The following is a 20,827-nucleotide window of genomic DNA, read 5'->3' as shown; positions in this document are numbered from 1 at the left end:
CCTTACCCCAGGGCGGTGTCCAGCAGCATCATCAGCACAAAGCCGAGCATCAGGCCGTTGGTGGCCCACAGCTCGTGGCCCTGGCGGTGGGATTCGGGGATCAGCTCGTGGCTGATCACGAACAGCATGGCACCCGCCGACAGCGCCAGCCCCCAGGGCAGCAGCAGGGGCGAGCCGACCAGCACCGAGGCACCCAGCATGGCCATCACCGGCTCCACCAGCCCGGACAGCATGCCCACCGTCAGGGCGAAACGGCGGCGGTAGCCGAGGGCCAGCAAGGCCATGGCCACCACGAAGCCTTCGGGGATATCCTGAATGGCGATGCCGGTGGCCAGGGCGCTGGCCGCCACCCCGTCGCCTCCGGTGAAGGCGGCGCCGATGGCCATGCCCTCGGGGATGTTGTGCAGCGCTATCGCCAGCACGAACAACCAGCCGCGCTTGAGCCGTTCCGAACCGACCCCGTCTGAGCCCTTGATAAAGTGCTCGTGGGGCACACAACGCTCCAGCACCAGCATGACGGCGCCGCCCAGCAGCACCGCCAGGGCCACGGTGCCGGCGGCGTGCCAGTTGCCTGCGCCCTGCTCTGCCAGTACGTCCAGCGCCGGGACGATCAGCGAGAAGATGCTGGCGGCCAGCATGACGCCGGCGCCGAAGCCGAGCACGCCGTCGAGCAGGCGGCCGGCCAGGCGGCGGGAAAACAGGGCGGGCAGGGTGCCCGCCGCGGTGGCACCGGCGGCGAGCAGACCGGCGAAAAAGGCCTGGCGCACCAGGAGTTCCTGGCGCATCACCTCCACCCAGTGCAGTACCACCAGCCCGGCGCCGGCCAGCACCAGGGCGAGACCCAGCCAGGTGCGTGGCCGCCATCCCCCGCTTAGCGGCGTGTCCTGAGGCCTGACGGAGGGGGCGCTCATGGCAGGGCCTCGTAGCGGCGGGCCACCTCGGCCCAGTTCACCACCCGGAAGAAGGCGGCGATATAGTCGGGCCGCTTGTTCTGGTACTTCAGGTAATAGGCGTGCTCCCACACATCCAGTCCCAGTATGGGCGTCAGTCCGTCCATCAGCGGGCTGTCCTGATTGGCGCTGCTGGTCACCGACAGCCGGCCGTCCGCGTCCGCCACCAGCCAGGCCCAGCCGCTGCCGAAGCGGCTCACCGCCGCCTGCACGAACTGCTGCCGGAACGCCTCGACACCGCCGAAGTCATGGGCGATGGCCTCGGCCAGCCGGCCGGCCGGTTCGCCGCCGCCCTCGGGGGACATCACCCGCCAGAACAGGGAGTGGTTGGCGTGGCCGCCGCCGTGGTTGCGCACCGCCGTCTGCAGGCTGGAGGGCAGGGCGGTTATCTCCCTCAGCAGCCGCTCCAGCGGCCAGTCGGCATAGGGCGTGCCCTCGACGGCGGCGTTCAGGCCGTTGACATAGGCCTGGTGGTGGCGGCCGTGGTGGATCTCCATGGTCAGGGCGTCCAGGTGGGGCTCCAGGGCGTCGTAGGGGTAGGGCAGGGCGGGAAGCGGAAACGTCATGAATTTTATCCCATTCAAATGGGAATTATTTTTATTTGCATTTGATGAAAAGGCAAGTCATATTTATCCGCCTCAACACCGACCGCCTCAACATCGACGATGGGAAGGAAGATGGAGCTGCTGGAACAATGGAAAAGCTGGATCACCCAGGCCAACCGGGCCTTCGCCCACGATCGGTTCGAACTGGCCTGCGGCTGTTACCAGCAGGCGCTGACGCTGCTGGCCGCGCACTGGCCCCCGGACGGGCGGGAAGAGCCTGTGGCCGGTGAGCTAGACTCCGAGTCGCTGATCGTCTGCCTGTCGATCAGCGTGCGGAGCCTGGCCGAGACCTATGCCCGGCAGGGGCGCCGGCGGCGCTGCCTCGGCCTGCTGCGGCGCACCCTGCGCCAGTTGTCGGCGTGGCAGCAGCGGCAGCCGTTGCCGATGGCGGTGGATGCGGCGCTGTTGCGCGAGTGTGGCCGGCTGTGGCGCGAACTGTGCCGGCTCGAACAGGCCCAGGCGGCGCTGGGCCGTTATCCAGCGGATCGACACCCGGTGGATCGCCACCCGGTGGATCGCCACCCGGTACGGCTACACTAAGGGGGTGTAACCCAGCCGGAGACGGCCTAATGAAACACCTTTTCCTGCTATTGGGCGTGCTGCTGGCCTTCGGGCCCGGGGCGCAGGAGGCGGCGTCCGGGCCCGCCGCCATCCGCGAGTGGCCGGTGCCCTGGGCCGGCACCCGGCCGCGGGATCCCTTCGTGGCGCCGGACGGGCGGGTCTGGTTCTGCGGCCAGGCGGGCAACTACCTGGGGGTGTTCGAGCCTGGCACCGGGCAGTTCCGGCGCATCGAGCTGGAGCCGGGCACCCATCCCCACAACCTGGTGGTGGACGAGGCCGGGCTGGTCTGGTACGCCGGCAACCGCAATGCCCGCATTGGCCGGCTGGATCCGGCGAGCGGGGAGATAGTCACCTTCCCCATGCCCGATCCGCAGGTGCGCGATCCCCACACCCTGGCGCTGGATGGACGGGGCGGGATCTGGTTTACCGCCCAGGGCAGCAACAGGGTGGGCCGGCTGGACATGGCCAGCGGCAACATCGCCCTGGTGAGGGTGCCGACCCCCAACGCTCGCCCCTATGGCATCAAGCTGGATGGCCAGGGCCGGCCCTGGGTGGCTCTGTTCGGCACCAACAAGCTGGCCTGGATCGACCCGCGGACGCTGGCGCCGACCGAAGTGACTCTGCCCCGGGAGCAGGCCCGGGTGCGCCGGCTGGAGATCGCCGCCAACGGCGACGTCTGGTACCTGGACTTCGCCGGCGGCCTGATCGGCCGTTACCGGCCGGCAGAGGGCGGGTTCGACGAGTGGCCCATTCCCGGCACGGGACGGGCCCAACCCTACGGCTCCGGCATGGACCAACGCGGGCGACTGTGGCTGGTGGACGTGGGTTCCCGCCCGGTGCGGCTGCTGGGTTTCGACACCGCCGAAGAGCGCTTCCTGCCGGCGGTGTCGATTCCCAGCGAGGGCGGAGCGGTGCGCCATATGTACTACCACGCCGGGAGCGACAGCCTCTGGTTCGGCACCGATGCCAATACCCTGGGCCAGGCCCGGCTGGCGCCCTAGCGCCAGAGAAGACAATCGATACAGCGGGCCTCTCCCAGACCCGGCTTTTTGTCTGCTTGGCAAACCAGCAGCAGGAAAGCAGCCTCGTTATCCCGACCCGCATGTTCTCCGGCAGGCTCCTATTGGAGCCTGTTGCGATCCGGCTACACTAAGAAGGCGTTTTCCGTGGGAGAGAGGTAACCATGAAGATCCTGTATCCATTGCTGGGATTGTGGCTGTTGCTGACCGCCGTGGCGCAGGAAGCCCCCGTGTCATCCCCCCACATCCAGGAATGGCAGGTGCCCTGGCCCGGAACCCGTCCCCGGGATCCTTTCGTGGCGCCGGATGGACGGGTCTGGTTCAGCGGCCAGTTGGGCAACTACCTGGCGGTGTTCGATCCCGATACCGACACCTTTGCGCGGATCGAGCTGGAATCGGGCACCTATCCCAATGGCGTGGCGGTGGACGGCGCCGGCAGGGTCTGGTACGCGGGCAACCGCAATGCCCGCCTCGGCCGGCTGGATCCGGCGAGCGGGGAGATCGCCACCTTTACTATCCGCAACCCCGCGGTGCGCGATCCCTACACCCTGGCGCTGGACGGAGGAGGCAAGCTCTGGTTTACCGCGCCCGAAAGCAACCGGGTAGGCCGGCTGGATACGGGCAATGGAGCGCTGGAGCTGATACGGGTGCCCACCGTCAACGCCCGGCCCTACGACATCAAGCTGGACGGCCAGGGAAGGCCCTGGGTGTCGCTGTTCGGCACCAACAAGCTGGCCTGGATAGATCCCGAGACCCTGGCGCTGACCGAAGTGACCCTGCCAAGGCCCAGGGCACGGGTGCGGCGGCTGGCAGTGGCCGGCAACGGTGACGTCTGGTACCTGGATTTCGCCGGTGGCCTCGTCGGCCGTTATCGGCCGTCGTCGGGAAGCTTCGATGAATGGCCTGTCCCCGGCGAAGGACGGGCCCGGCCCTACGGCGCGGCGCTGGACGGCGGGGGCCGGCTGTGGCTGGCGGATCAGGGCGGCCGGACCATGCGCCTGCTGAGCTTCGACACCCAAGGCGAGCGTTTCCTGCACGAGCTGGCGCTGCCCAGCCCCAGTGGCGCCGTGCGCCACCTGCATTACCACGCGCCCAGCGACAGCCTTTGGTTCGCCACCGACGCCAACACCCTGGGCCAGATCCGGCTGGCGCCCTAGCGCTAAGGCGGCATCAGCAACACGACACCGGACCGGTTTCTTATTCCGCGCACCAATTTCAAGCAAAATGAAACCGGTTTCATTTTGCTGTTAGGGTGGGCCCAAGGTCGGCCGGTTGCGACAACGGATCCGGCCGGCCCGGATCATTCCAGGCGAGGATCCCAGCATGACAGCATTTCCTGTGGGGCGCGGCCAGCGCCGCCTACCAGGTGGAGGGCGGCCACGACGCCGACGGCAAGGGACCGTCCATCTGGGATGTCTACGCCCACCTGCCCGGCACCACCCATGGAGGCACCAATGGCGATCTGGCGGCGGCTCACTACCATCGCTTCCGGGAGGACGTGGCGCCGATGGCGGACAGGGGCTGACCAGCTATCGCTTTTCCATCGCCTGGACCCGGCTGTTTCCGCAGGGGCACGGCGCCCACCCGCCCGGGGTGCGCGACCCGGACCGGGCGCTGCAGGCCTGCCACCATGTGTTCCTGGCCCATGCCCGGGCGGTACAGTGCTTTCGCGAACTCAGCTGGCTCAACGGCTACCAGAAGCAGTACGGTTTCGTCTACATCGACCGGGACAACCACCTGGCCCGGCAGCGCAAGAAGAGCTTCTTCTGGTACCAGGAGGTGATAAGATCCCGCGGCGCCGGCCTGCAACAGGGTTGAGCTACAAGGCAAGGGTTCGAGCCGGAGCTGTTTTGTCATGCCCGCGAAGGCGGGCATCCAGGAGGCGGCATAGGGCGTGGAACAGGTTTCAGCTCCCGTCGCTGTCCCATGGACCCCCGCCTTCGCGGAGGGGACGGCTGCCCCATTAAGACCTGACACCCTGGCGCCGTTTTTCCCTTACTCTTTTCCGATAACAGCAATGGCCACCATGACCGATGTATGCAAACTGGCCGGGGTTTCCAAGGCCACGGCCTCAAGGGTGCTGAACGGAACCACCCAGGTGAAGGAGTCCACCCGCCGGGCGGTGTTCGACGCCATCGACCAGCTCGGCTACCGGCCCAACAGCCTGGCCGACCGGCGCTGCGATGCCATCGTGCTGTACAGCCGCTTTATGTCCGAATCGCAGCTCGCCGGGCTCAAGGCCGGGCTCGCCATTCCGCTGGTGGTGATCAACCGGGAGCTGCCGGCAGAACTGGGGCCCAGCGTCTGCTTCGAACAGGCCGGCGCCGCCCGACTGATGGTGAACCACCTGATCGGCCTGGGCCACCGGCGCATCGCCTGCATCACCATCCCCATCCGGGCCCCCACCGGCCAGGCCAGGCTCGAGGGCTACCGGGCCGCGCTCGGGGCACACAACATTGCTCTTGATCCGCAACTGATCGAGCACGGCGACAGCCATCTCGAAGGCGGTTACCTGGCCTGCCGGCGGCTGCTCGAGCGGGGAGCCAAGTTCCGTGCCCTGTTCGCCTTCAACGACGACATGGCGGTGGGGACGCTCAGGGCGCTGCACGAGGCCGGCATCCGGGTGCCGGAACAGGTATCGCTGGCCGGTTTCGACAACGAGCCCATGTCGGCCTACAGCCGGCCGCCGCTCACCACGGTGGAGCTGCCGTCCAGGCCATGACCCGGCACGCCATGCAATTGGCGCTGGCACTGGCCGAGGGCCGCCCGGCTTCGGTCCCGGCGCGCTTCCGGGGGCGGCTGATCCTGCGGGCGTCGGTGACGGCGCCGAACACCGGCGATTAAACCAACCACGAGGAGCACAGCATGATTGAAGCGGTTATTTTCGATATGGACGGGGTCATCGTCGACTCCGAACCCCTGTGGCTGCAGGCCAAGCGGGAGGCGGGAGCCCGTTTCGGCTTTACCGTCACCGAGGAGGACGGCGCCCAGACCGTGGGCCTGCGCATCGACGAGATCAGCCAGCGCTGGGTGCGCACCAAGGGGTTGGAACCGGCCTGTGCCGATGCCCTGACCGAGGCCATGATCGAGCAGGTGATCGCACAGGTGCGGCGGCTGGACGAACCCATGGCCGGGGTGCGCGACACCCTGGGGTGGCTGGCTCGCTCCCCGCTCAAGGTGGGGCTGGCCTCTTCCTCGCCGCTGCGGCTGATCGACACCGTGCTCGAACACTTCGGGCTGGCCGGCCACTTCCAGGTGCGGGTATCCGCCGAACACCTGCCGCTCGGCAAGCCCCATCCCCAGGTCTACCTGGAAGCGGCCGCCGCCCTGGGCGTGCTGCCCCAGCACTGCCTGGCCATCGAGGATTCGGTCAACGGCGTCATCGCCGCCAAGGCCGCCCAGATGACGGCGCTGTGCGTGCCCGAGCCAGCCCTGTACCGGGATCGGCGCTTCGGCATTGCCGATCTCAAGCTGGCCTCCCTGACCGATTTCGACTGCCCCCAGTTGCGCCGCCTGCTGGAGCTGTGAGGGGGAGCCGGGGTGGCCGGTGTTCCGACCTGGGGCGTTCGGGGCCGGGACTGGCGCCGGATGAACCGCGTTAAAAATAACACCTGTTCTTATTAACACTACGTTATTTAAATAAAATCAGTAACTTAGCTTTTATTTAAATTTGAAAAGGGGAGCCGGCACGTCTATCATTGCCAACGGAATCCATGGGGAGAAGGTTATGAAAGGCGACAAAAAAGTCATCGAGTACCTGAACCAGGTACTGAGCATCGAGCTCACCTCCATCAACCAGTATTTCCTGCACGCCCGCATGTTCAAGAACTGGGGCCTGCATGAACTGGACGAGCGCGAGTACAAGAAGTCCATCAAGGACATGAAGCAGGCCGACAAGCTGATCGAACGCATCCTGTTCCTCGAAGGCCTGCCCAACCTGCAGCACCTCAACCGGTTGTACATCGGCGAGACCACCGAGGAGATGCTGCGCTGCGATCGGCAACAGCTGGAGGAGCAACTGGTGGTGCTGAAGGACGCCATCGCCTATTGCGAGTCGGTGCAGGACTACGTGTCCCGCGAGTTGCTCACCGGGATCGAGGAATACGAGGAAGGCTACCTGGACTGGATCGATACCCAACTTGATCTTGTCGCCAAGGTCGGCATCGAAAACTACCAACAGTCGCAAATGTAAGGGGAGCCCCGGATGAAAGGTAACAGCAAGATTATTGCAGCACTGAACGAGCTGCTGGCCGGCGAGCTGAGCGCCATGGATCAGTATTTTATCCACTCCCGCATGTACGACGACTGGGGTCTGAAGAAGCTGTTCGAGCGCATCGACCACGAGTTCGAGGACGAGAAAGGCCACGCCGCCAAGCTGATCGAGCGCATCCTGTTCCTGGAAGGCACCCCCGACATGGTGACCCGGGTGCCGCTCAATATCGGCAAGGACGTGCCTGCCATGCTCCAGAGCGATCTGAACCTGGAATACAAGGTGATAGAGGATCTGCGCAGGATCATGGCCCTGTGCGAGCAGGAGCGGGACTACCAGACCCGAGATATGCTGCTGCAACTGCTGGAAGACACTGAGCACGACCACACCCACTGGCTGGAGCAGCAACTGGGGTTAATCGACAAGATCGGCCTGCCCAACTACCTCCAGTCCCAGATGGGCTGAGCCCGGCGTTAGCGGGTACAGGCAAGGGACCCCTCCGGGCCGGATCGACGCAAGTCGATCCGGCTTTTTTGCGTCGGGCCCGTCTTAACGGTCCCGACACCGGTGTCGAGGCCTGGTCGAATACATTCAATCCTACGAGGCGGGGCGAGGGGCGGTCGTCCTCATTTCCCGCCCAGCAAGGATCCCAGCAGGCCCCGGGCGATGCGCCGGCCCAGCTGGCTGCCGAGGCTGCGCAGGGTGCTCTTGGCGATGCTTTCCAGCAAGGAATCCCGGTTGCCGGACCGGTGGGGGGCCGGCCGGGCCTGCTCCTCCTGCTCCCGTTGTTGTTGCGCCACCCTGGCCGCGAGCAGCTCGAACGCCGACTCCCTGTCCAGCTGCTGCTCGTAGCGCCCGGCCAGCGGTGAGGCGCTACGTCTGGCGGCTCTCTCCTCCGCGTTCAGCGGACCGATACGCGACTCGGGCGGACAGATCAGGGTGATCTCCACCGCCGTGGGCGCGCCCTTTTCGTCCAGCACCGACACCAGCGCCTCGCCCACGCCCAGGGTGGTGATGGCGGCCTGGGTATCGAAGGCCGGGTTGGCCCTGAAGGTACGGGCCGCGGCCTTGACCGCCTTTTCATCCCGCGGGGTGAAGGCGCGCAGGGCGTGCTGGACGCGGTTGCCGAGCTGGCCCAGTACGGTGTCGGGAATATCGAGCGGACTCTGGCTGATAAAGTACACACCCACCCCCTTGGAGCGGATCAGCCGCACCAGCTGTTCGATTTTTTCCAGCAGTGGCCTGGGGGCCGAGTTGAACAGCAGATGGGCCTCGTCGAAGAAGAACACCAGCACCGGCTGCGCCGGGTCGCCGACCTCCGGCAGGTTTTCAAACAACTCGCTCAGCAGCCAGAGCAGGAAGGTGGCGTAGAGCCGGGGGGTCTGCATCAGCCGGGTGGCGTCGAGAATGCTGACCACCCCCTGGCCGGAAAAGTCCCTCTGCATCAGGTCCCGCAGGTTGAGCGACGGCTCGCCGAAGAAATGTTCGGCACCTTCCTGCTCCAGTACCAGCAAACGGCGCTGGATGGCACCCAGGCTGGCGCTGGAGAGGTTGCCGTAGTCCCGGCTCAGGCGCTTGCCGTTTGCCGCCACCCAACCGAGCAGGGCGCGCAGATCCTTGAGATCGAGCAGCAGCAGGCCCTCGTCGTCGGCAATACGGAAGCAGCCGTAGAGCACCCCGGTCTGGGTGTCGTTGAGTTCCATGATATTGGCCAGCAACAGCGGCCCCAGCTCCGAGATGGTGGCGCGCAGCGGGTGCCCGGCCGCGCCGAACAGATCCCAGAACAGGGTGGGGCAGGGGCGGGGCTGGTAGTCCGCCACCCCCAACTGCGCCAGCCGCTCGGCAATCTTGCCGCCGGGGTCGGCGGAGGCGGCCAGGCCGGACAAATCGCCCTTGACGTCGGCCATGAACACCGGGGTGCCGGCGCGGGAAAACCCCTCCGCCAGGGTCTGCAGGGTAACCGTCTTGCCGGTGCCGGTGGCACCGGTGATCAGCCCGTGGCGGTTGGCCATGGGGAGGTGCAGGGAGATGGCTTGCCCTTCCCGGGTGCCGCCGAGCGGGAGTTGAGAACTGGTCATGGTGCTGGCCCTGATGGCGATGATGATTGCCACAAGCTTAGCCGATGGGCTCAAAAAAGCCCGGCGGCAGCCGGGCTTGGGAAAGAGAACGGAGCGGTGTTTCAGTCCAGGGTCTCGAGGCTCTTCTGGTAGCTGTCGAAGGTCTTGGTCACCGAGGCGGCGGGGCCGCCGGTCAGCTTGCTCACCAGTACGATGGCGATGGAGGCGAAGATGAAACCGGGGACGATTTCGTAGAGATCGAAGATGCCGCCGGAGATCTGCTTCCACACCACCACTGTGATGCCGCCCACCAGCACCCCGGCCAGGGCGCCGTTGCGGTTCATGTCGCGCCAGTACAGGCTGAACAGCAGGGCGGGGCCGAAGGCGGCGCCGAAGCCGGCCCAGGCGTAGGACACCAGGCCCAGCACTGTGCTGTCCGGGTTGAAGGCCAGCACCAGGGCGACGATGGACAGGGCGATCACCGCGAAGCGGCCCACGTTGACGATGCTCTCGGAGCTGGCGTTGGGGTTGAACACCCGCTTGTAGAAGTCTTCCGCCAGGGCGGAGGAGGACACCAGCAGCTGGGAGTCGGCGGTGCTCATGATGGCGGCGAGGATGGCGGCCAGCAGGATACCGGCGATCACCGGGTGGAAGATGGTGTTGACCAGCACCATGAAGATGGTTTCCGGATCGGCCAGCTCGCCGCCCTGGGCGTTTTGCACAAACAGCAGGCCGACCAGGCCCACCATCACGGCACCGGCCATGGACAGGAAGCTCCAGGTCACGGCGATGCGGCGGGCGGTGGTGATGTCCTTGTTGCTGCGGGTGGCCTTGAAGCGCGCCAGGATATGGGGCTGGCCGAAGTAGCCCAGGCCCCAGGCGGCCAGCGAGATGATGGCGATGGCCGACAGCGGCTCGCCCTTCACGTCGTTCCACAGGGTCAGCAGCTCGGGGTTGAGGTTGTGCAGGTCGCTGCCCAGCTGGCCGAAGCCCCCTTCCATGGCGGCGATGGGCACGAACAGCAGGGCGGCGGCCATCAGCAGGCCTTGCACCAGATCGGTCCAGGACACGGCCAGGAAGCCGCCGAACAGGGTATAGGAGACGATGCACAGGGTGCCGACGACCACCGCGATGCTGTAGTCCAGGCCGAACACGGTCTCGAACAGCTTGCCGCCGGCCACCAGGCCGGAGCTGGTATAGAACAGGAAGAACAGCAGGATGAAGAACGCCGAGATGCTCTGCAGCAGCTTGGAGTTGTCCTCGAAGCGGCGGGACAGGTACTCGGGAATGGTGAGGGCGTTGTCGGTTTCTATGGTGTAGGTACGCAGCCGCTTGGCACAGAACAGCCAGTTGGCCCAGGTGCCCAGCAGCAGGCCGCCGGCCAGCCACAGGGACTCGATGCCGGCGGCGTAGGCGTAGCCGGGCAGGCCCAGCAGCAGCCAGCCGCTCATGTCGGAGGCGCCGGCGGAAATGGCGGAAGGCCAGGGCCCCAGGGAACGGCCACCGAGGAAGTAGTCGGCCGAATTGGCCGTGCGCTTGTAGGCGTAATAGCCGATGGCCATCATGCCGATAAGGTACACGATAAAGGTGCCGGTGATGGCAAAGTTGGATTCAATCATTCCCTGTTCCTCCAGGATGGATTCCTGTTCTTTCTGTTACATTGCAGTGTGGGATTGGCCATGGGGCTGGGCCGCCATGGTTAAGCTTTTGTTACTTAACAAGGATAGTAGGGGGAACGACAGCCCGGGTCTTTTGCTTTTCTGCGTTATTTTTTAGGAAAACTCCGCCGCTGCCGAAAGGGTGATCAGCGGTGCAGCTTGCGGTAGCGGGAAGGAGAAAGGTCGAAACGGCTCGAGAACACCTGGGTGAACAGGCTCTGGCTGGAAAAGCCGCAGTGCTGGGCGATATAGGCCAGGCTGTGCTGGCTGAAGGCCAGCATCTTCTTGGCCTCGCTCAGCCGCTTTTCCAGCACATACTGGTAGGGGGACAGCCCGGTCTGCTCCTTGAACAACAGGTGGAACTGGCTTTCCCCGAGGAAGGCGCAGCCGGCCAGCTGGGCCACGGTGATCTTGCGGCCCAGGTGCTGGGCGATATAGGCGTCGATCACTTCCAGGTTGAGGCGCTTGGCGCGGGGCTGCACCCGTGGAAACGCCATGTGCCGGTGCAGGGCGCACATCAGGGTGTGGGCGCAGGCCTGGCCGAGCAGGTGATCGTCCGGGTTGGCGCGCATCTCCTCGCTCAGCACCGACACCAGTTGCTGGGCCTGGGGATGCAGCTGAAAGTAACGGGGACGTTCGAACAGGCCGTGCATCCGCTCCTGCTGCGCCGGCAGGGCCGGCGTGGGGCTGAGCGACAGGTTGATCACCAGTATCCTGTTGGAGCCCAGGCCGCCGAAGGCATGATCCAGCTCGGAAGACACCAGGCAGCCCTGGCCCGGCCCCATCAGGCTGCCGTTGCCGCCGAGCTCGAACTCGGTCCGGCCGTTCAGGCCTATCACTATCTGGTTGTAGTGATGCTGGTGCTGGGCCATTTCCGTGGGTAATGCCATGATTTCAAAAGGTTTAAAAGCAGGCATGGGACTTTCCTTCGCGGTTGGAGGGCGGTCGGCGTTGATAACGGCACCAATTGTACACCCGAAGCCGCCCGGGCTCCATGGTACCGGGGGCATGGCGGCTGCGGCACGTGCCCAGCGCTATCCCAACCTTTCCACCAGAAAGTCCACCAGCAAGCGTACCTTGGGAGAAAGATGGCGGTTGTGGGGATAGAGCACCCAGATGCCGTCGTCCGGCAGCCGGTACTGGTCCAGCAGGCTGACCAGCTCGCCCCGGGCCAGTTCTTCCTGCACATAGTAATCGGGCAGCTGTGCTATGCCGAGGCCCTTGAGGGCGGCGTCCTTCAGCGCCAGTCCCGAGTTGCAGTGCCAACCGCTGCCCAGGCGGAAGGCCCTGGGCTGGCCCTGCTCGACGAAACGCCAGTGATCCACGGTGCCGGCCAGGCATCTGTGCCGGCTCAGGTCGGCCAGGGTGACGGGAGTGCCCTGGCTGGCGAGATAGGCGGGGGAGGCGCACAGATACTGGGTGCGCCGGGCCAGTTTGCGGCACATCAGGGTCGAGGAATCGAGCCGGCCCAGGCGGATGGCCAGGTCGAAACCTTCCTGCACCAGATCCACCGTCTGGTTGGTGAGCACCAGGTCCAGTTCCAGCGCCGGGTGCAGCAGCAGGAAGTCGTTGACCAGGGGAGCTAGGAAGCGCTCACCGTAATAGACCGGGGCCGTGATGCGCAGCCGGCCCACCGGCCGGCCTTCCATCGCCGTCACCATGCGCTCGGCCTCGGCCAGTTCGTCCAGCACCTTGCGGGTATGGCGGTAGTAGAGCTGGCCCACCTCGGTGAGCCGCAGCTTGCGAGTGGTGCGATACAGCAGCTTGGCGCCCAGCCGGTCTTCCAGCTGGCTGATGCGCCGGCTGACATGGGCCACCGACACCTCCAGCCGCCGGGCGGCGGCGGTGAAACTGTCGGTTTCCACCACGCAGATGAATTCGTTGATACCGTCCCAGGTGGTCATTATTACTCAGCTGTAAAAATCATTTGCTCTGAAGGTCATTATCACGACTCGGCGGTGTAATACAATCAGGAAAGTGTTGGCGCGTTCTCGCCCCCGCCAGGGAGCGGGAAACACCGGCAGAGTTGTAGGGTCGACTTCAGTCGACCGGCTGATGGCCCATTGACATGGGCCCGAGGGGCAGCGCCCGTTTTATCCAAAAGGAGCCAAGCATGGACATGATCAAGACCCGCGCCGCCGTGGCCTGGGAGCCGGGCAAGCCGCTCAGCATCGAAGAAGTGGATCTGATGCCACCCCAGAAGGGCGAGGTGCTGGTGCGCATCGTCGCCACCGGCGTCTGCCACACCGACGCCTACACCCTGTCCGGCGACGACGCCGAAGGGGTGTTCCCGGCCATCCTCGGCCACGAGGGTGCGGGCATAGTGGAAGCGGTGGGCGAGGGCGTGACCAGCCTGGCCGTGGGCGACCACGTGATCCCGCTGTACACCGCCGAATGCGGCGAGTGCAAGTTCTGCAAATCCGGCAAGACCAACCTGTGCCAGGCGGTGCGCGCCACCCAGGGCAAGGGCCTGATGCCCGACGGAACCACCCGTTTCTCCAAGGACGGCCAGCCCATCTACCACTACATGGGCTGCTCCACCTTCTCCGAATATACCGTGGTGCCGGAGATCTCCCTGGCCAAGATCAGCCCGGAAGCCCCGCTGGAAAAGGTGTGCCTGCTGGGCTGCGGCGTGACCACCGGCATGGGTGCGGTGAAGAACACCGCCAAGGTGCAGCCGGGTGACACCGTCGCCGTGTTCGGCCTGGGCGGCATCGGCCTGGCGGTGATCATCGGCGCCGTGCAGGCCAAGGCCGGGCGCATCATCGCCGTCGACATCAACGAAGACAAGTTCGAGATCGCCAAAAAGCTGGGTGCCACCGACTGCGTCAACCCCAGCAAGTTCGACAAGCCGATCCAGGACGTGATCGTCGACATGACCGATGGCGGCGTGGACTTCTCCTTCGAATGCATCGGCAACGTCAAGGTGATGCGCTCGGCCCTGGAGTGCTGCCACAAGGGCTGGGGCGAGTCGGTGATCATCGGCGTGGCTCCGGCGGGCGCCGAGATTTCCACCCGTCCCTTCCAGCTGGTGACCGGCCGGGTCTGGCGCGGCAGCGCCTTCGGCGGCGTGAAGGGACGCTCCCAGCTGCCCGGCATCGTCGAGCAGTACCTGAACGGCGAGTTCGAGCTGGACACCTTCATCACCCACACTATGGGCCTGGACGACATCAACCACGCCTTCGATCTGATGCACGAAGGCAAGTCCATCCGCTCGGTGATCCTGTACAACAAATAAGGGGATGGCGGGCCTGTAGGGCTGAATTTATTCGACCGCCTTCAACCTCGGTGTTGGCGGCCGTTGAAACGGGCCCTGCTCATCCGTTCCGGCGGGAATCCATGTCATCGGCGCCGTGCAGTGGCATGGGCCCCGCCTTCGCGGGGGCGGCGGGAAAAACCGGACCGACTTGTAGGGTCGAATTGATTCGACCGGATAGGGCTCCGCGGCTGACTGGTCCAATGAAGTGGCCCTTGCAGCCCGATCTGCCCCGCCATTCCCGCGAAGGCGGGAATCCAGGGCTGGCAGCCCCGGGCTTTCTCGTTGTCAGGCTCCGCACGGGAGCAATCAGACGAACAACCAAGGATTGACCATGCAACTCGTACAAGAACAAAAATGCTTCGGCGGTCGCCAAATCCGCTACCGGCATGACGCCCAAAGCCTCAACTGCAGCATGCAGTTTTCCGTGTTCCTGCCGCCCCAGGCGGAGCAGGGGCCGGTGCCGGCATTGTACTGGCTGTCGGGCCTCACCTGCACCGACGAGAACTTTGCCACCAAGGCCGGTGCCCAGCGGGTGGCCGCCGAGCTCGGGCTGGCGCTGATCATCCCCGACACCAGCCCGCGCGGCGAAGGGGTGCCGGACGACGGCGACGGCGCCTACGATCTGGGCCTGGGCGCCGGCTTCTATGTGAATGCCACCCAGGCGCCCTGGAGCCGGCACTACCGCATGTACGACTATGTGCTGAACGAGCTGCCGGCGCTGGTGGAGGCCGAGTTGCCGGTCGACGGCCGGCGCGCCATCAGCGGCCACTCCATGGGCGGCCACGGTGCCCTGGTGCTGGCCCTGCGCCATCCGGCGCGCTTCGTCTCGGTGTCGGCCTTCGCGCCCATCAGCAACCCGGTGGACTGTCCCTGGGGACGGAAAGCCTTCACCGCCTACCTGGGCGGGGATGAAAGCGCCTGGGCACAGTACGACGCCAGCCTGCTGCTCAGGGAAAAAGGCTGCCCGCTGCCGATGCTGGTGGATCAGGGCGAGGCGGACAACTTCCTCGCCGAGCAGCTCAAACCCGAGGCCCTGCAGGCCGCCGCCGATACGGCCGGCGCCGATCTCAGCCTGCGACTGCAACCGGGCTACGATCACAGCTACTACTTCATCGCCAGTTTTATCGAGGAGCACCTGCGCTTCCACGCCCGCCATCTGGCCGGCCGCTAGTTATCCCTGTCCCCGGTGCATAAAGAGCCGGAACAGGGCGGCTCACTCCGTTGCTCCTGGCCGGTGGGCGTCGTGGTTCCCGGGGCTACCTGCCCGGGGCTGCCTGGCGGGTGGCTCCGCGCATACCCTGTTGCGGCCGCCTCGTTTGGCCTTGAACAGGTTTTCATCGGCCCGTTCAAAGGCGTCCATCAGGCTTTCCTCCGGCTGTATCTCCACCACCCCGAAGCTGGCGGACAACCGCTGTTCGATGTTGGCCAGGTACTGCTCCTGCAGCAACCGGCGCAACCGTTCCGAGGTGTCGAGCGCCTGGTCGAGCGCGATACCCGGCAACAGCAGCATGAACTCGTCGCCGCCGAAACGGCCGAACAAATCGGACTGCCTCAGTACCGGCCGGATACTGTCGGCAATCGTTGCCAGGGTGGTATCCCCCATCGTATGGCCATATCGATCGTTGATCTGTTTGAAATGATCGATGTCAAACACCAGGAGCGAAACGGGCTGGTGGTAACGCCGGGCCTGTTCCCGTTTTTGCTCTCCGCATTCGAAGAAGTACAGCCTGCTGCTGATGCCGGTCAAGCCGTCCTGGTGGGCCCATGCCTTCAGTTGCCTGTTGTGGGCGGCTAGCACGGGCACCGCCAGGCCGAAATAGGCGCTGGCGGCGATCACGCAAATGGCAAACTGGTACACCAGGGCCGGCTCCATCAGCCCCAGTAGCGCGACCCCGATGGCCGTCAGGGCACTGAAGATGGCCAGACTCAGGGCGGTGCGAAAGGCGCTTTCGGTATAGACGATCCACATCTGCGGAATGATCAGGAAAAAGATCGCGAAGGCGACCTCGGGCTCGCGGAACCTGTCGGCCAGCAGCAGCGTCAGGCTGAGCAGCGAGGCGCTGAGCAGCAGTTTGAGCAGGTAGGCGTAACGGCCCCGGCCCGAGCGACGGAAATCCAGGCCGCCCAGCCGGGTTTCCAGGGAGGGGTAGCGCCAGCAGAGCAGGCCGATGAACAGCGGGGTTAACACTATGACCCCGGCCATGTCGCCTATCCACCAAGGCAACCAGATGCCCGAGGCTTCGTCGGCCGTGATCAGGCCGGTGATGGCAAGCACCTGGGTGCCGAGCAGGGCGGCGAGCAACGCCGACAGCGAACCGAGGAGCAGAAAACCCAGGATGAACCTGGGGAGGGCATCGGCGGTGGTGTTCTTGAACATCCGTCTGAGCAGGGCGGCGCCGCCCCAGTAGGAGAGGCTGTGGGCCAGGGCGAACAGCAGCCCCGAGTAGGCCAGCTGCAGCCAGGGTTGCTGAGTGCCGTACATGGCATCCACCCAGAAGGTGGCGACGAAGCCGCACAGCGCTATGACGGGCAGGGCGTGCAGGCCCATGACCAGGAAGGCGGCGAAGCTCAGGCCGGCGGGAGGAAACCAGATGCTGGCATGGGGGGCATACTCCATCAGGACGGCGAGGCGCCACAACACCAGCCAGCTACCGCCGAGCAGCAGGCTGTGCACCATGTTCCCGGTGTCCAGCCATTGCCTGGCACCGAGTTTGTCCAGCAGTGTATCGGCCTTGCCCAGGGTCCGAAAATTGCTCATCAACATACCTCATGACTGGATCCGGCGGCCGCGTCTTCCCCGCGACATGCGAGGGATCGCCTCGCGCAACCGGATGGCCCTATCCCTGGCCCGCCTTGCCCGTGATCGGGCTGGGTTATCATCCATGGTAGGATGTAAATGGAACTGGGCCCACTTTATCACCATGGGTCAGCCTGTGCGGCTTATTTTTGTGGGCGGGACCGTCGGCATGATGGCGCTTGGGGTGTTAACCGGTCGTTGCTTTTTCGGCGGCTGGCGGAATCAGGCCGGGGGATGATGCGAGGCTGCCCGCAATACGGTTCCTGCCCCGGTGCTTGGCCCGGTAGAGGGCGGCATCGGCCCTGTTGTAGAGGGTATTGAAGTCATCCCCGTCGACCAGTTCGGTGACGCCGGCGCTGATGGTGACCGAGACCCGCTGTCCTGCTGTCGGGACTGGGGTGGCCGCAATCCGCAGTCGTAATCGTTCGCCCACTTCCATCGCCTCGGCCGCGGGGGTATTGGGAAGCAGGGCGGCGAACTCCTCGCCGCCGAGCCGGGCGAACAGATCGCTGGTGCGCAAGGTCTCCCGGCTGATCTCGGCCACGGCTTTAAGCACCTCATCGCCCGCACCGTGGCCGTAATTGTCGTTGACACGCTTGAAGTTATCGAGATCGAGCAGCAGCACCGACAGTGGCTGCTGGTAGCGCCGGGCCCGGCCGAGCTCCTGCTGGGCCTCGGTCACGAAGCAGCCCCGGTTCATGGCCCCGGTCAGGGAGTCCGTCGTCGCCAGGGTTTTCAGCTCGTTGCGCGTGCGCTCTTCGGCAATCACAGTTCCCACCCAGCGGGCCAGCAGGCGCAGGAACTCCTTGTCGCTGCGGTCGAAGGGACGGGAGTGGGGCCGTGCCGAGGAGAAATTCAGGGTGCCGTAGACGGCGCCGTTGACCCTGATAGGGATGCCGAAATAGGCTTCCAGCCGGAAACTGTCGAAGCAGGGATGGCCGGCATATTCGGAGTCGCTCATGTGCTCTATGGTCACCAGATCCCTGGTCCCGAGCGTGATCGAACAATAGGTCTGGGCCAGCACGAATTCATCCCCGTCCTTCAGTGTCGCCGCCGGCGGCACGCAGCAGCACTCGACCCTGTAGCGGTCACCGGACACCTGGCTGACGATGCCGAACTCCACCCCCAGGTGACGGCAGCCGAGCTCCAACGCCCGATGCAGCCGGGTGGAAAGCGTTTCGTCCTGCCGGGTGGCGATGTCGTTCAGGATCCGCAGGCTGTCGTTGACATACCGCAGCCGCCGCTGCTGCTCCAGCAGCCGGTGTTTGAACTGGCGCTGCAGTTGCAGCGAGCGGGCCAGCCAGCCCGCCCCCGCCAGCAGCAGCAGCGAGACCAGCCCGGCCCCCAGGCGATAGCGGAGCCAGCGCCGCTCATGGTCGGCGAACACCTCCTCGACAGCCTTGGTCACCGCCACCACCATGGGATAGCCGGGCAACCGGCGGTAGCTGACGAATCTGGTGATGCCGTCCACGGCGCTGTCGGCCTGGTAGAGGCCGGCGGCCGGGGCGCCGGGCTGAAGGAAGGGCCGGTCGGGCGGCACCCGGGTGCCGATGGTGCCGGTATCCAGTTTGAAGTCGCTGCCCCGGGCCCGGAAGACCCCATCGGTACCGACCAGGGAGATGGAGCCGTTTCGGCCCAGATCGACCGAGCTGAAAAAACGGGAAAAGTAATCCGTGCTCAGGGAAATGACCAGCACGCCTTCGAAACCGTCGGCGCCGGCCAGGAGCGGGCGGGTCATCTGGATGCTGTAGTGGCCCGACACCCGGCCCAGTATCGGTTTGCTGATAAACAGGCTGTCCTCCCGGCCGTCGCGATGGACCTGGAAATGCTCGCGATCGCCGAGATCCATCCTCGGGGCACCGGGGTCCAGGCTGGAATAGGCGAGCAGGCCGTCGGCCCCGATCACCGCGATCTGCACCAGCAGGGCTTTATCGTAGATGGACTGAATGATGGGGACCATGGCGTCGAAGTGGGGCCGCCCCTGGCGCCAGGCCTGTCGCAGCAGCAACAGGACGGCATCGACATCATGAAAGGTGCGCACCACATGCTCCTCGAAGGTGCGGGCCAGGTTGGCCGCCTCGTTGCGGGCGTCGCGTTTCACCGCGACACGATTGCGGTCCTGCTCGAGCAGCAGGGCAAACCAGAGGGCGGCGACCAGTACGGCTGCCAACACCGGTACGGCCAGGGGGGGAAGGGCGCGGGGAAGGCGCGAGCGAGCGGGATCGAACATGAGTGGCGCTGCCTGTGTCCATGGCAGGGCTGAGCCCTGAGCGAGGGCGCCGATATTACCCCGCTCCGGGTGATATTGCCATGACTTGTATCGGGTTTATCAGGGGCTCGGCCACGCAGTCACGTCAATCGACAGGCCTCAGGCCATGGTTTCCGGGGGCAGTGGCTGGCGCGGCTTTTTCCGGTGCCGGGCGCGCCAGGCCACAAAGCCGGTGCCCAGGGCCAGGGCGTAGCCCGCCTCCGGCCCGAGCGAGAGCAGCACCCCCAGGCAGAGCAGGCTGGCCAGGGCCGCCAGGGCGCGCCAGGGGCCGGTGAGCAGCCTGACTCCCGCCACCATGGCGAGCAGGTAGACCAGGATGAAGTTGCCGTTGGCGTAGCGGATCAGGGTATCCAGCGGCAGCCGGAACAGCCAGGCGGCCAGCACGCAGAGGGCGCAGACGCCGATCACCCAGGCCAGGGCGCGCAGCGGTGCGCCGTTGCGGTTGAGGCGGGCGAGGCTCGCGGGCAGCTTGCCCTCGTCCGCCAGGCTCCACAGCAGCCGGGCGAAGCCCTGGATATAGATATTGATGCTGGCGAAGCAGGCCAGGTAGCCCACCAGCGCCGCCGCCCAGCGCCCGCCCTCGCCGAACAGCCGGGCCATCAGGGTGGGGATGGAGGTGGTGTTGGCCAGCTCATCACCGAATACCCCGAAGCGGAGCACCGCCAGGGCACAGCCCAGGTACACCAGCCCGGCCAGCAGCACCCCGAACAGCAGCGCCAGGGGAAAGTCCCGCCGGGGATTTTTGAATTCTTCCCCCATATGAGTAAAGGCTTCCAGCCCCACGAAGCACCAGAACATCACTCCCAGGGCGGCGGGCAGCAGGCCCCATTGCACCTGGGCGAGGGGCGGCAGGACGGGCGGGGCCGCCAGCAGGCCGCCGGCCCACCAGATGGCCAGCAACAGCAACACTATGCTCAGGGCGATCAGCACCTGTACCAGGCCCGAGGCCCGGGCCTTGCGGCTGCCGAGCAGCAGGATGAGCCCCAGGGTGCCGAGCTGCACCAGCAGATCGCCGCCGGCGGAAAGGTCGAACAGGGCGTGCCAGAAGCCGGCGGTGAGGGTGAGGGCGGCGGGAAGGCCGACCGGCAACACCGCCAGGAACAGGAAGGCGGCCAGTTTTTCCATGGGCGCGCCCAGGCCCCGGCCGATCAGGTGCGGCGCGCCGCCGGCGTGGGGAAAGCACTGGCCCAGGCGGGCGAAGCTGAATGCCACCGGCAGCACTAGCAGTATCAGCCCCAGCCAGGCCCACAGCGAGCCCGGGCCGGCGATGCTGGCGGCCACCGCCGGCACCACGAAGATGCCGGTGCCGAGCAATGAGGTGGCCATCATGCCGGTGCCATGGGCCAGCCCCAGTTCCTTGTTCAAACGTGCCATTTTAGTTTCGATTCCGTGCCTGAGAATTCTGATATATTAGCGCCCACGCATCAGATTCCGACGCTGCA

The 20,827-nt window shown here is 65.8% G+C and carries 21 protein-coding genes; 12 read left to right on the top strand and 9 right to left on the bottom strand.

Features of this window, described 5'->3' with window-relative positions; genetic code table 11:
- Positions 1-2: 2 nt before the first annotated feature.
- A complete protein-coding gene (locus ACT7DK_RS16355; RefSeq protein ID WP_445401011.1) occupies positions 3-911 on the bottom strand; it encodes a ZIP family metal transporter in 909 nt (302 codons plus the stop codon).
- Entirely contained in the window at positions 908-1,516 is a 609-nt protein-coding gene (locus ACT7DK_RS16350; RefSeq protein WP_445401009.1) for a superoxide dismutase, read from the bottom strand. The genes ACT7DK_RS16355 and ACT7DK_RS16350 overlap by 4 nt, the downstream gene beginning before the upstream one ends.
- Before the next feature lie 111 nt (positions 1,517-1,627).
- Between ACT7DK_RS16350 and ACT7DK_RS16345 the strand changes: the two genes are divergently transcribed.
- The 10 genes from ACT7DK_RS16345 (at position 1,628) to bfr (ACT7DK_RS16300) (ending at position 7,810) form a co-directional block, all read left to right on the top strand.
- A complete protein-coding gene (locus ACT7DK_RS16345) occupies positions 1,628-2,095 on the top strand; it encodes a hypothetical protein (RefSeq protein WP_445401007.1) in 468 nt (155 codons plus the stop codon).
- 29 nt (positions 2,096-2,124) lie between these two features.
- Positions 2,125-3,117 carry a Vgb family protein gene (locus ACT7DK_RS16340; RefSeq protein WP_445401005.1) on the top strand — a complete coding sequence of 331 codons (993 nt, stop codon included), beginning with the start codon at positions 2,125-2,127 and terminating at the stop codon, positions 3,115-3,117.
- Between the two features lie 182 nt (positions 3,118-3,299).
- Complete coding sequence (locus ACT7DK_RS16335; protein WP_445401003.1) at positions 3,300-4,292, top strand: Vgb family protein; 993 nt, start codon at positions 3,300-3,302, stop codon at positions 4,290-4,292.
- A 209-nt stretch (positions 4,293-4,501) separates the two neighbouring features.
- Positions 4,502-4,660 carry a family 1 glycosylhydrolase gene (locus ACT7DK_RS16330; RefSeq protein WP_445401001.1) on the top strand — a complete coding sequence of 53 codons (159 nt, stop codon included), beginning with the start codon at positions 4,502-4,504 and terminating at the stop codon, positions 4,658-4,660.
- Positions 4,661-4,728: 68 nt separating this feature from the next.
- On the top strand, positions 4,729-4,953 hold the full coding sequence (locus tag ACT7DK_RS16325) for a family 1 glycosylhydrolase (protein WP_445400999.1): 225 nt from the start codon (positions 4,729-4,731) through the stop codon (positions 4,951-4,953).
- Positions 4,954-5,161: 208 nt separating this feature from the next.
- The gene (locus ACT7DK_RS16320; protein ID WP_445400997.1) at positions 5,162-5,857 is read left to right on the top strand and encodes a substrate-binding domain-containing protein; all 696 of its coding nucleotides are present in this window, start codon (positions 5,162-5,164) and stop codon (positions 5,855-5,857) included.
- Positions 5,854-5,979 carry a hypothetical protein gene (locus ACT7DK_RS16315; protein WP_445400995.1) on the top strand — a complete coding sequence of 42 codons (126 nt, stop codon included), beginning with the start codon at positions 5,854-5,856 and terminating at the stop codon, positions 5,977-5,979. Before ACT7DK_RS16320 ends, ACT7DK_RS16315 begins: the two co-directional genes overlap by 4 nt.
- A gap of 21 nt (positions 5,980-6,000) precedes the next feature.
- A complete protein-coding gene (gene hxpB, locus ACT7DK_RS16310) occupies positions 6,001-6,663 on the top strand; it encodes a hexitol phosphatase HxpB (RefSeq protein WP_445400993.1) in 663 nt (220 codons plus the stop codon).
- 199 nt (positions 6,664-6,862) lie between these two features.
- Positions 6,863-7,327, top strand: a complete 465-nt coding sequence (bfr, locus tag ACT7DK_RS16305; protein ID WP_445400991.1) for a bacterioferritin — start codon at positions 6,863-6,865, stop codon at positions 7,325-7,327.
- A 12-nt stretch (positions 7,328-7,339) separates the two neighbouring features.
- Positions 7,340-7,810: a bacterioferritin gene (bfr, locus tag ACT7DK_RS16300; protein WP_445400989.1), complete on the top strand. Its 471-nt coding sequence runs from the start codon at positions 7,340-7,342 to the stop codon at positions 7,808-7,810.
- 161 nt (positions 7,811-7,971) lie between these two features.
- Here the strand turns inward: bfr (ACT7DK_RS16300) and ACT7DK_RS16295 are convergent, their stop codons facing one another.
- The 4 genes from ACT7DK_RS16295 to ACT7DK_RS16280 form a co-directional block, all read right to left on the bottom strand.
- Positions 7,972-9,423: a helicase HerA-like domain-containing protein gene (locus ACT7DK_RS16295; RefSeq protein ID WP_445400987.1), complete on the bottom strand. Its 1,452-nt coding sequence runs from the start codon at positions 9,421-9,423 to the stop codon at positions 7,972-7,974.
- A gap of 101 nt (positions 9,424-9,524) precedes the next feature.
- Positions 9,525-11,021 carry a sodium/proline symporter PutP gene (gene putP, locus ACT7DK_RS16290; protein WP_445400985.1) on the bottom strand — a complete coding sequence of 499 codons (1,497 nt, stop codon included), beginning with the start codon at positions 11,019-11,021 and terminating at the stop codon, positions 9,525-9,527.
- A gap of 185 nt (positions 11,022-11,206) precedes the next feature.
- On the bottom strand, positions 11,207-11,977 hold the full coding sequence (locus tag ACT7DK_RS16285; protein WP_445400983.1) for a helix-turn-helix domain-containing protein: 771 nt from the start codon (positions 11,975-11,977) through the stop codon (positions 11,207-11,209).
- Between the two features lie 117 nt (positions 11,978-12,094).
- Complete coding sequence (locus ACT7DK_RS16280; RefSeq protein WP_445400981.1) at positions 12,095-12,964, bottom strand: LysR family transcriptional regulator; 870 nt, start codon at positions 12,962-12,964, stop codon at positions 12,095-12,097.
- A 209-nt stretch (positions 12,965-13,173) separates the two neighbouring features.
- Between ACT7DK_RS16280 and ACT7DK_RS16275 the strand changes: the two genes are divergently transcribed.
- Together ACT7DK_RS16275 and fghA are read left to right on the top strand one after the other, a co-directional pair.
- Positions 13,174-14,298, top strand: coding sequence for an S-(hydroxymethyl)glutathione dehydrogenase/class III alcohol dehydrogenase (locus ACT7DK_RS16275; protein WP_445400979.1), 1,125 nt, complete (start codon positions 13,174-13,176; stop codon positions 14,296-14,298).
- A gap of 346 nt (positions 14,299-14,644) precedes the next feature.
- Entirely contained in the window at positions 14,645-15,490 is an 846-nt protein-coding gene (fghA, locus tag ACT7DK_RS16270) for an S-formylglutathione hydrolase (RefSeq protein ID WP_445400977.1), read from the top strand.
- A 42-nt stretch (positions 15,491-15,532) separates the two neighbouring features.
- On the opposite strand, the gene ACT7DK_RS16265 is transcribed toward fghA, so the two are convergent.
- The 3 genes from ACT7DK_RS16265 to yjeH form a co-directional block, all read right to left on the bottom strand.
- On the bottom strand, positions 15,533-17,077 hold the full coding sequence (locus tag ACT7DK_RS16265; RefSeq protein ID WP_445400975.1) for a diguanylate cyclase: 1,545 nt from the start codon (positions 17,075-17,077) through the stop codon (positions 15,533-15,535).
- Between the two features lie 226 nt (positions 17,078-17,303).
- Positions 17,304-19,346 (bottom strand): sensor domain-containing diguanylate cyclase, encoded by a 2,043-nt coding sequence (locus ACT7DK_RS16260; RefSeq protein WP_445400973.1) that lies wholly within the window; start codon positions 19,344-19,346, stop codon positions 17,304-17,306.
- Positions 19,347-19,484: 138 nt separating this feature from the next.
- The gene (gene yjeH / locus ACT7DK_RS16255; RefSeq protein ID WP_445400971.1) at positions 19,485-20,759 is read right to left on the bottom strand and encodes an L-methionine/branched-chain amino acid transporter; all 1,275 of its coding nucleotides are present in this window, start codon (positions 20,757-20,759) and stop codon (positions 19,485-19,487) included.
- Positions 20,760-20,827 lie beyond the last annotated feature (68 nt).

It is taken from the genome of Zobellella sp. An-6 (assembly GCF_052487945.1).
Note: the sequence above shows the minus strand (reverse complement) of the source record. Positions and strands in the feature narration are given on the sequence as shown.

What these genes read in the sequence shown, in the direction of transcription:
- ACT7DK_RS16355 (WP_445401011.1), bottom strand. Translation starts at nt 911, where the DNA reads ATGAGCGCCCCCTCCGTCAGGCCTCAGGACACGCCGCTAAGCGGGGGA.
- ACT7DK_RS16350 (WP_445401009.1), bottom strand. Translation starts at nt 1,516, where the DNA reads ATGACGTTTCCGCTTCCCGCCCTGCCCTACCCCTACGACGCCCTGGAG.
- ACT7DK_RS16345 (WP_445401007.1), top strand. Translation starts at nt 1,628, where the DNA reads ATGGAGCTGCTGGAACAATGGAAAAGCTGGATCACCCAGGCCAACCGG.
- ACT7DK_RS16340 (WP_445401005.1), top strand. Translation starts at nt 2,125, where the DNA reads ATGAAACACCTTTTCCTGCTATTGGGCGTGCTGCTGGCCTTCGGGCCC.
- ACT7DK_RS16335 (WP_445401003.1), top strand. Translation starts at nt 3,300, where the DNA reads ATGAAGATCCTGTATCCATTGCTGGGATTGTGGCTGTTGCTGACCGCC.
- ACT7DK_RS16320 (WP_445400997.1), top strand. Translation starts at nt 5,162, where the DNA reads ATGACCGATGTATGCAAACTGGCCGGGGTTTCCAAGGCCACGGCCTCA.
- ACT7DK_RS16315 (WP_445400995.1), top strand. Translation starts at nt 5,854, where the DNA reads ATGACCCGGCACGCCATGCAATTGGCGCTGGCACTGGCCGAGGGCCGC.
- hxpB (WP_445400993.1), top strand. Translation starts at nt 6,001, where the DNA reads ATGATTGAAGCGGTTATTTTCGATATGGACGGGGTCATCGTCGACTCC.
- bfr (WP_445400991.1), top strand. Translation starts at nt 6,863, where the DNA reads ATGAAAGGCGACAAAAAAGTCATCGAGTACCTGAACCAGGTACTGAGC.
- bfr (WP_445400989.1), top strand. Translation starts at nt 7,340, where the DNA reads ATGAAAGGTAACAGCAAGATTATTGCAGCACTGAACGAGCTGCTGGCC.
- ACT7DK_RS16295 (WP_445400987.1), bottom strand. Translation starts at nt 9,423, where the DNA reads ATGACCAGTTCTCAACTCCCGCTCGGCGGCACCCGGGAAGGGCAAGCC.
- putP (WP_445400985.1), bottom strand. Translation starts at nt 11,021, where the DNA reads ATGATTGAATCCAACTTTGCCATCACCGGCACCTTTATCGTGTACCTT.
- ACT7DK_RS16285 (WP_445400983.1), bottom strand. Translation starts at nt 11,977, where the DNA reads ATGCCTGCTTTTAAACCTTTTGAAATCATGGCATTACCCACGGAAATG.
- ACT7DK_RS16280 (WP_445400981.1), bottom strand. Translation starts at nt 12,964, where the DNA reads ATGACCACCTGGGACGGTATCAACGAATTCATCTGCGTGGTGGAAACC.
- ACT7DK_RS16275 (WP_445400979.1), top strand. Translation starts at nt 13,174, where the DNA reads ATGGACATGATCAAGACCCGCGCCGCCGTGGCCTGGGAGCCGGGCAAG.
- ACT7DK_RS16265 (WP_445400975.1), bottom strand. Translation starts at nt 17,077, where the DNA reads ATGAGCAATTTTCGGACCCTGGGCAAGGCCGATACACTGCTGGACAAA.
- ACT7DK_RS16260 (WP_445400973.1), bottom strand. Translation starts at nt 19,346, where the DNA reads ATGTTCGATCCCGCTCGCTCGCGCCTTCCCCGCGCCCTTCCCCCCCTG.
- yjeH (WP_445400971.1), bottom strand. Translation starts at nt 20,759, where the DNA reads ATGGCACGTTTGAACAAGGAACTGGGGCTGGCCCATGGCACCGGCATG.